We start from the raw sequence: 6,395 nt of genomic DNA, 5'->3' as shown, positions 1-6,395 counted from the left end.
GGCCCGTCGCCCAGTGGTCCTCCTCGAAGGCCTCGGGGATCATCGCGTTGGTCACCATCGCGAGCAGCGCTCCGGCCGCCACCGAGACCACGATGGCGAGCAGTTCCGGCGAGGCGTCCGCCAGGGCCGCGGTGCCGATCACCGCCGCCACCACCGCGATTCCGGTGATGATCGCCCAGAGGCCCAGGATCACCCGCGGCGACCTCCCCGCGCGGCGCATCGCGACCGAACCCGCCAACCCCTCCGGGATGTTGCTCAGCCCGATCGCGACCACGATCGCCACGGGGAAGCTGCCGGTGAGCGCCACCGACAGGCCGATCACGATGGCCTCCGGGATGCCGTCGAGCAGCGCGCCCACCGCGAACGCCCCGCCCCGTCCGGGAGCATCCGCGCCGCGCCGCGCCGTGATGTTGCGGTTCTGGACGCTCGCACGCGCGGCACGCCGTGCGACCAGCCGCTGCACCAGGCGGTCGCCGGCGACGTACATCACCGCTCCCCCGGCGAACCCGATCACCACGGGCCAAACTCCCCCGGCCTCGTTGGCCTCGACCACGAGCTCGAGCGCCAGCGTCGCGAGCATCACCCCGGCGCCGAAGGCCATGATGCCGGCGACGATCCTGCGCGGGACGTCCCAGATCAGCGCCATCGCGGCACCGATGAGCAGGGTGCCGATGCCGATGCCCGCTGCGAGCGCTGTGGTGAGGACTTCCATGGGCTCACGCTAGCGGGACTCGGCCGCGCGGACGCGGACGCGCCGGAGCGGCCGTCGGGCGCCGTAGGCTGGCGACCATGCCTACCGCCGATGTCTCCGCCCGCCCCGCCGTTCCGGGGGACGAGGACGCGATCGCGGCGATCCAGCTCGCGGCGTGGCGCGGGGTGCTCGGCGACGCCGTGGACGGCCTGCCTTCCGAGGACGTGCGCGCGCAGTGGGCGGCCGCGATCGGCACCCCGCCGAGCCGCGATCACCGCGTATTCGCGGCATGCGACGGCCCGCACGTGGTGGGCTTCGCCGCGCTCATGCCCGGCGAGATCATGGCGCTCGAGGTCGCCCCCGAGCATCGGGGGGCGGGCCATGCCTCGCGCCTGCTCTCGGCGTGCATCGACACCCTGCGGCTGCAGGGGCGCACCGAGGTCCGGGCGTGGGCGCTCGAGGGTGACAGCGCCCGCCGTGCGTTCCTCGAATCCGCGGGCCTCGCCGAGGGTGGCGTGCGGCGCACGCTCGAGGGCCCCGCCGGCGACCTCGCCGAGCTGATGTATCGCGCGTCGCTCTAGACGGCGGAGGATTCCTGCCGGAACAGCTGTGCCGCGTAGCGGAGCGCCCGCCGCGCCTCGCCGCGCTCCTTCGCCGCGTCGTAGGCGAACGCGAGGTGGAACCAGGCGGCCCAGTCCTCGGGTGCGAGCTCCACGCCGCGTCGCGCCACCTCGTACACGTCCGCGGCTGCCTGCTCGGTGAGACGCCCGCTGGGCGACTGCTCCCCATCGTGAAGCGGCAGCCGCCCCTCGGCCTCGAGGCGCGATGCCATCCGCTGCACCGTCATGCTGAGGCGCCATTCGTTGACCAGGTACCAGACCGCGATCACCGGCAGCACGAAGAACAGCAGCCCCAGCGCCTTGGCGATCCACGCATCGTCGCGGATCAGCACCACGGCCCGGCCGGCCACCAGGGCGATGTACAGCCCCAGCAGCGCCGTGACGGCAGTGGCCGCGAGGAAGGCGGGCCGGCGCATCAGCGTCACAGCGCCATGTACCCGTCGAGCCCCACCGTGAGGCCCGGGTGAGAGCCCACCTGGCGCACGCCCAGCAGCACGCCGGGCATGAAGCTGATGCGGTCGAAGCTGTCGGTGCGGATGGTCAACTGCTCGCCCGGGTTCCCCAGCAGCACCTCCTCGTGCGCGACCAGCCCGCGCAGGCGGACCGCGTGGACGTGGACCCCGTCGATCACCGCACCGCGCGCGCCGGCCGGGTCGTCGGTGGTCGCGTCGGGCGAGGGCCCGAGTCCCGCGGCCGCGCGGGCCGCGGCGATCCCGGCGGCGGTGTGCCGCGCAGTGCCCGAGGGCGCGTCGACCTTGTCGGGGTGGTGCAGCTCGATCACCTCGACGGACTCGAAGAAGCGGGCCGCGGCCGCCGCGAAGCGCATGGACAGCACCGCGCTCAATGCGAAGTTGGGCGCGATGAGCACGCCCAGCTCGGGGCGCTCCTTGAGGTGCTCCTCGACCCTCATGAGGGCGTCGGACGTCCACCCGGTGGTGCCGACCACGGCGTTGATGCCGGCGTCGATCAGCGCGTGGACGTTGGCCTCGGTGACGCTGGGGAGAGTGAAGTCCACAGCGACGTGCGCGCCCGCGCGGGCGGCCGCGGACACCTCGTCGTCGTGGTCGAGCGCGGCCACCAGCTCCAGGTCGGCCGCGGCGTCCACCGCCTCGACCACGTGGGTTCCCATGCGCCCCGCGGCGCCCAGCACTGCGACGTTGATCATGCGACTACCTTATGCGGCGTGCGTGCGGCGACCGGACGGTCCGCGACCGGTCAGGAAGGGCCCACGCGCACGGCCACGCGGTCCCGGGACGCCAGCTCCGCGGCGAGCGCACGCACCTGGTCGGCCGTGACCGCGTGGACGTCGTCGAGCATCTCGCCGATGCTCCACAGGTCCCCGAACACCAGCTCCGCCTTGGCGAGGCGCGACATCCGCGAGTACGAGTCCTCGAGGCGCAGCACCATCGAGCCGGCGATCTGGCCCTTCGCGCGCTCGAGCTCGGACTCGGTCACCCCATCCGCCATCCGCTCGAACTCCGCGGTCATCAGGCGCATCACCTCGTCGGCCTTGCCCGGCGCGCACGCCCCGTAGATGCCGAACACGCCGGTCTCCGTGCTGGGCGAGCCGAACGAGTACACCGAGTACGTGAGGCCCCGCTTCTCGCGGATCTCCTGGAACAGGCGTGACGACATGCCTCCGCCCAGGATCGCGTTGTAGACGGAGAGCACCGAGCGCCGCTCGTCGGTGGCGCGCAGGCCGCGGGTGCCCAGCAGCACGTGCGCCTGCTCCAGCTCGCCCCGGGTGATGGTCACCGCCGGGTTGGTGGTCACGTCGACGGGCGCGAAGGGATCACGCCGGCCCACCGGGACCGCGGCGCCCTCGACGCCCCAGCCGCCCCGCTCCAGCGCATCGGTCACGAGCGCGCAGACGGCGTCGTGATCGACGCCGCCGGCGGCGGTGACGATCAGCCCCTCGGGCACGTAGTGCCGGCGATAGTGCTCGCCCACGGCGTCGCGCGACACGGCCTTGATGATCTCCGGCGTGCCGCCGATGGGTCGGCCCAGCACATGGCCGCCCAGGACCGCCTCCGTGAAGCGCTCGTGGATCACGTCGCCTGGATCATCCTCGTTCATGGCGAGCTCCTCGAGGATCACCCCGCGCTCCATGTCGAAGTCCGCCTGGTCCAGCCTGGCCGAGGTCACCATGTCGAGCACCACGTCGATCGCCATGGGCAGATCCGTGTCGATCACCCGGGCGTAGTAGCAGGTGTACTCCTTGCCGGTGAGGGCGTTCGACTCGCCGCCCACCCGGTCGAACTCCTCCGCGATGTCGAGGGCGGAACGACGCGCGGTCCCCTTGAACAGCAGGTGCTCGAGGAAGTGCGTGGACCCGCCGTGCTCCGGCGCCTCGTCGCGCGAGCCCACCCCGATCCAGGCGCCCAGCGTCGCGGATCGCATGCCGGGGATCTCCTCGGTGAACACGCGCACACCCCCGGGCAGGATCGACCGGCGCACCACGGCCCCGTGGTCCTGCTCGATGGTGAGGTCGGCGCCGATCGCGCCTGCGTGGACCAGCGGAAGGATGTGAGGCATGAACGCGAGCCTATCCGGGGCTCCACGCCTCGACTCCCACTGGTCGATGTGTCTGGTGTCATCTCGAGTGACGAATGTGACGGTCCCATCCGTCACGCGCAAGCACAACCGTCACATCGACCAGTGGGAATCGATGGCGGCGGGACGATGCGGGGGCGGCTTCGCGGCGGCCCTGTGGGCTCGCAGACGCCGAAGGGGCGGCCCCGGAATACCGGGACCGCCCCTTCGGGACGCGGAGTGCGCGAGGATCAGGCCTCGACGGTCTCCTCGGCGGACTCGGCGCCCGCCTCCTCGACCACGCCCAGCGAGAGCTTGCCGCGCGGGTCGACCTCGGTGATCTCCACCTGGATCTTCTGGCCCACGCCCAGCACGTCCTCGACGTTCTCGACGCGCTTGCCGCCCACCAGCTTGCGGATCTGCGAGATGTGCAGCAGTCCGTCCTTGCCCGGGGAGAGCGAGATGAAGGCGCCGAAAGCGACGGTCTTCACCACGGTGCCGACGAAGCGCTCGCCGATCTCGGGCACGTGCGGGTTCGCGATCGCGTTGATCGCGGCACGCGCCGCCTCGGCGGACGGGCCGTCGACGGCGCCGATGAACACGGTGCCGTCGTCCTCGATCGAGATGTCCGCACCCGTGTCGTCCTGGATCTGGTTGATCATCTTGCCCTTGGGGCCGATGACCTCGCCGATCTTGTCGACGGGCACGCGCACCGTGATGATGCGCGGCGCGAACGGGCTCATCTCGTCGGGCTCGGAGATCGCCTGCTCCATGACGCCCAGGATGTGGATACGGGCGTCGTACGCCTGCGACAGCGCGCCGGCCAGCACCGAGGCGGGGATGCCGTCGAGCTTGGTGTCGAGCTGGATCGCGGTGACGAACTCGGAGGTGCCGGCGACCTTGAAGTCCATGTCGCCGAACGCGTCCTCGGCGCCCAGGATGTCGGTGAGCGCCGCGTAGCGGGTCTCGCCGTCAACCGTGTCGGACACGAGGCCCATCGCGATGCCCGCGACGGGCGCGCGCAGCGGCACGCCGGCGTTGAGCAGCGACAGCGTCGCGGCGCAGACCGAGCCCATCGACGTCGACCCGTTGGAGCCGAGCGCCTCGGACACCTGACGGATCGCGTACGGGAAGTCCTCACGCGACGGCAGGACGGGCACCAAGGCACGCTCGGCGAGCGCGCCGTGACCGATCTCGCGGCGCTTGGGGGAGCCCACACGACCCGTCTCGCCCGTGCTGAACGGCGGGAAGTTGTAGTGGTGCATGTAGCGCTTCTTCGTCTCGGGGTTGAACGAGTCGATCTGCTGCTCCATCTTCAGCATGTTCAGCGTGGTGACACCCATGATCTGGGTCTCGCCACGCTCGAACAGGGCCGAACCGTGCACGCGCGGAATCACGGCGACCTCGGCCGAGAGGGGACGGATGTCCTTGAGGCCACGGCCGTCGATGCGGACGCCGTCCTTGAGGATGCGCTGACGCACCGCCTGCTTGGTGAGCGAGCGGACCGCGGCGCTGATCTCGCCGGTGCGGCCCTCGAACTGTGCGTCGAGCTGCTCGTGCGCGGACGCCTTGATGGCGTCGAGGCGCGACTCGCGCTCCTGCTTGTCGGCGATGGTGAGCGCCTCGACCAGGTGGGCCCCGACGGCGGCGGACGTCGCCTCGAAGGCGTCGTCCTGGTAGTCGAGGAAGCGCGGGAACTCCCGAACCTCCTTGGCGGCCTTGCCGGCGAGCTCGATCTGCGCGTCGCACAGCGCGCGCAGGAACGGCTTGGCGGCCTCGAGGCCCTCGGCGACCACGGACTCGGTGGGTGCCTGCGCACCCTCGGAGATGAGGTTGAAGGCGTCGTTGGTGGCCTCGGCCTCGACCATCATGATGGCGACGTCGTCACCGGCGATGCGGCCGGCCACGACCATGTCGAACACCGCGCGCTCCTTCTCGGAGTAGCGCGGGAAGGCGACCCACTGGCCGTCGACCAGCGCGATGCGCACGCCGGCGATGGGGCCGGAGAACGGCAGGCCCGACAGCTGCGTGGACGCCGAGGCGGCGTTGATCGCGAGCGTGTCGTACGAGTCGTCGGGGTTGATCGAGAGGACGGTGATGACCACCTGGACCTCGTTGCGCAGGCCGGACACGAAGGTCGGGCGCAGCGGGCGGTCGATCAGGCGGCAGGTGAGGATCGCGTCCGTGGAGGGACGTCCCTCACGGCGGAAGAACGAGCCGGGAATCTTGCCGGCCGCGTACGAGCGCTCCTCGACGTCCACCGTGAGCGGGAAGAAGTCGAAGCCGTCGCGGGGGTGCTTGCCCGCCGTGGTGGCGGACAGCAGCATCGTGTCGTTGTCGAGGTACGCCGCGACGGTGCCGGCGGCCTGCTGGGCCAGGCGGCCCGTCTCGAAACGAACGGTGCGGGTGCCGAACGAGCCGTTGTCGATAACGGCCTCGGCGAACTGGATCTCAGGACCCTCCATAGGGGAAGTGCTCCTTGCGTTGGAGCAGGCCAGGCCAGAAATAGGGCCTCTGCCCCACTGATCGTCAGTCGAAATGCTCAGAACCGC

The 6,395-nt window shown here is 71.3% G+C and carries 6 protein-coding genes; 1 reads left to right on the top strand and 5 read right to left on the bottom strand.

The window, feature by feature from the left end; translation table 11 throughout:
- Positions 1-712 (bottom strand): ZIP family zinc transporter (locus Q0L54_RS09675; protein ID WP_296667631.1); only part of this gene is annotated, 712 nt, incomplete at its 3' end.
- 77 nt (positions 713-789) lie between these two features.
- Here Q0L54_RS09675 and Q0L54_RS09670 point away from each other — a divergent pair.
- Positions 790-1,272 carry a GNAT family N-acetyltransferase gene (locus tag Q0L54_RS09670; RefSeq protein ID WP_296667629.1) on the top strand — a complete coding sequence of 161 codons (483 nt, stop codon included), beginning with the start codon at positions 790-792 and terminating at the stop codon, positions 1,270-1,272.
- On the opposite strand, the gene Q0L54_RS09665 is transcribed toward Q0L54_RS09670, so the two are convergent.
- The 4 genes from Q0L54_RS09665 to Q0L54_RS09650 all read right to left on the bottom strand — a co-directional run bounded on the left by Q0L54_RS09665 (position 1,269) and on the right by Q0L54_RS09650 (position 6,308).
- Positions 1,269-1,736 carry a hypothetical protein gene (locus Q0L54_RS09665; RefSeq protein ID WP_296667627.1) on the bottom strand — a complete coding sequence of 156 codons (468 nt, stop codon included), beginning with the start codon at positions 1,734-1,736 and terminating at the stop codon, positions 1,269-1,271. The two genes, Q0L54_RS09670 and Q0L54_RS09665, sit on opposite strands and share 4 nt — an antisense overlap.
- Positions 1,733-2,476 (bottom strand): 4-hydroxy-tetrahydrodipicolinate reductase, encoded by a 744-nt coding sequence (dapB, locus tag Q0L54_RS09660; protein ID WP_296667625.1) that lies wholly within the window; start codon positions 2,474-2,476, stop codon positions 1,733-1,735. The genes Q0L54_RS09665 and dapB overlap by 4 nt, the downstream gene beginning before the upstream one ends.
- 50 nt (positions 2,477-2,526) lie before the next feature.
- A complete protein-coding gene (locus Q0L54_RS09655; protein WP_296667623.1) occupies positions 2,527-3,846 on the bottom strand; it encodes a pitrilysin family protein in 1,320 nt (439 codons plus the stop codon).
- 248 nt (positions 3,847-4,094) lie between these two features.
- A complete protein-coding gene (locus Q0L54_RS09650; protein WP_296667621.1) occupies positions 4,095-6,308 on the bottom strand; it encodes a polyribonucleotide nucleotidyltransferase in 2,214 nt (737 codons plus the stop codon).
- Positions 6,309-6,395 lie beyond the last annotated feature (87 nt).

This window comes from Demequina sp. (genome assembly GCF_024642165.1).
In the GTDB taxonomy this organism is placed as follows: domain Bacteria; phylum Actinomycetota; class Actinomycetes; order Actinomycetales; family Demequinaceae; genus Demequina.
Note: the sequence above shows the minus strand (reverse complement) of the source record. Positions and strands in the feature narration are given on the sequence as shown.

What these genes read in the sequence shown, in the direction of transcription:
- Q0L54_RS09655 (WP_296667623.1), bottom strand. Translation starts at nt 3,846, where the DNA reads ATGCCTCACATCCTTCCGCTGGTCCACGCAGGCGCGATCGGCGCCGAC.
- dapB (WP_296667625.1), bottom strand. Translation starts at nt 2,476, where the DNA reads ATGATCAACGTCGCAGTGCTGGGCGCCGCGGGGCGCATGGGAACCCAC.
- Q0L54_RS09670 (WP_296667629.1), top strand. Translation starts at nt 790, where the DNA reads ATGCCTACCGCCGATGTCTCCGCCCGCCCCGCCGTTCCGGGGGACGAG.
- Q0L54_RS09650 (WP_296667621.1), bottom strand. Translation starts at nt 6,308, where the DNA reads ATGGAGGGTCCTGAGATCCAGTTCGCCGAGGCCGTTATCGACAACGGC.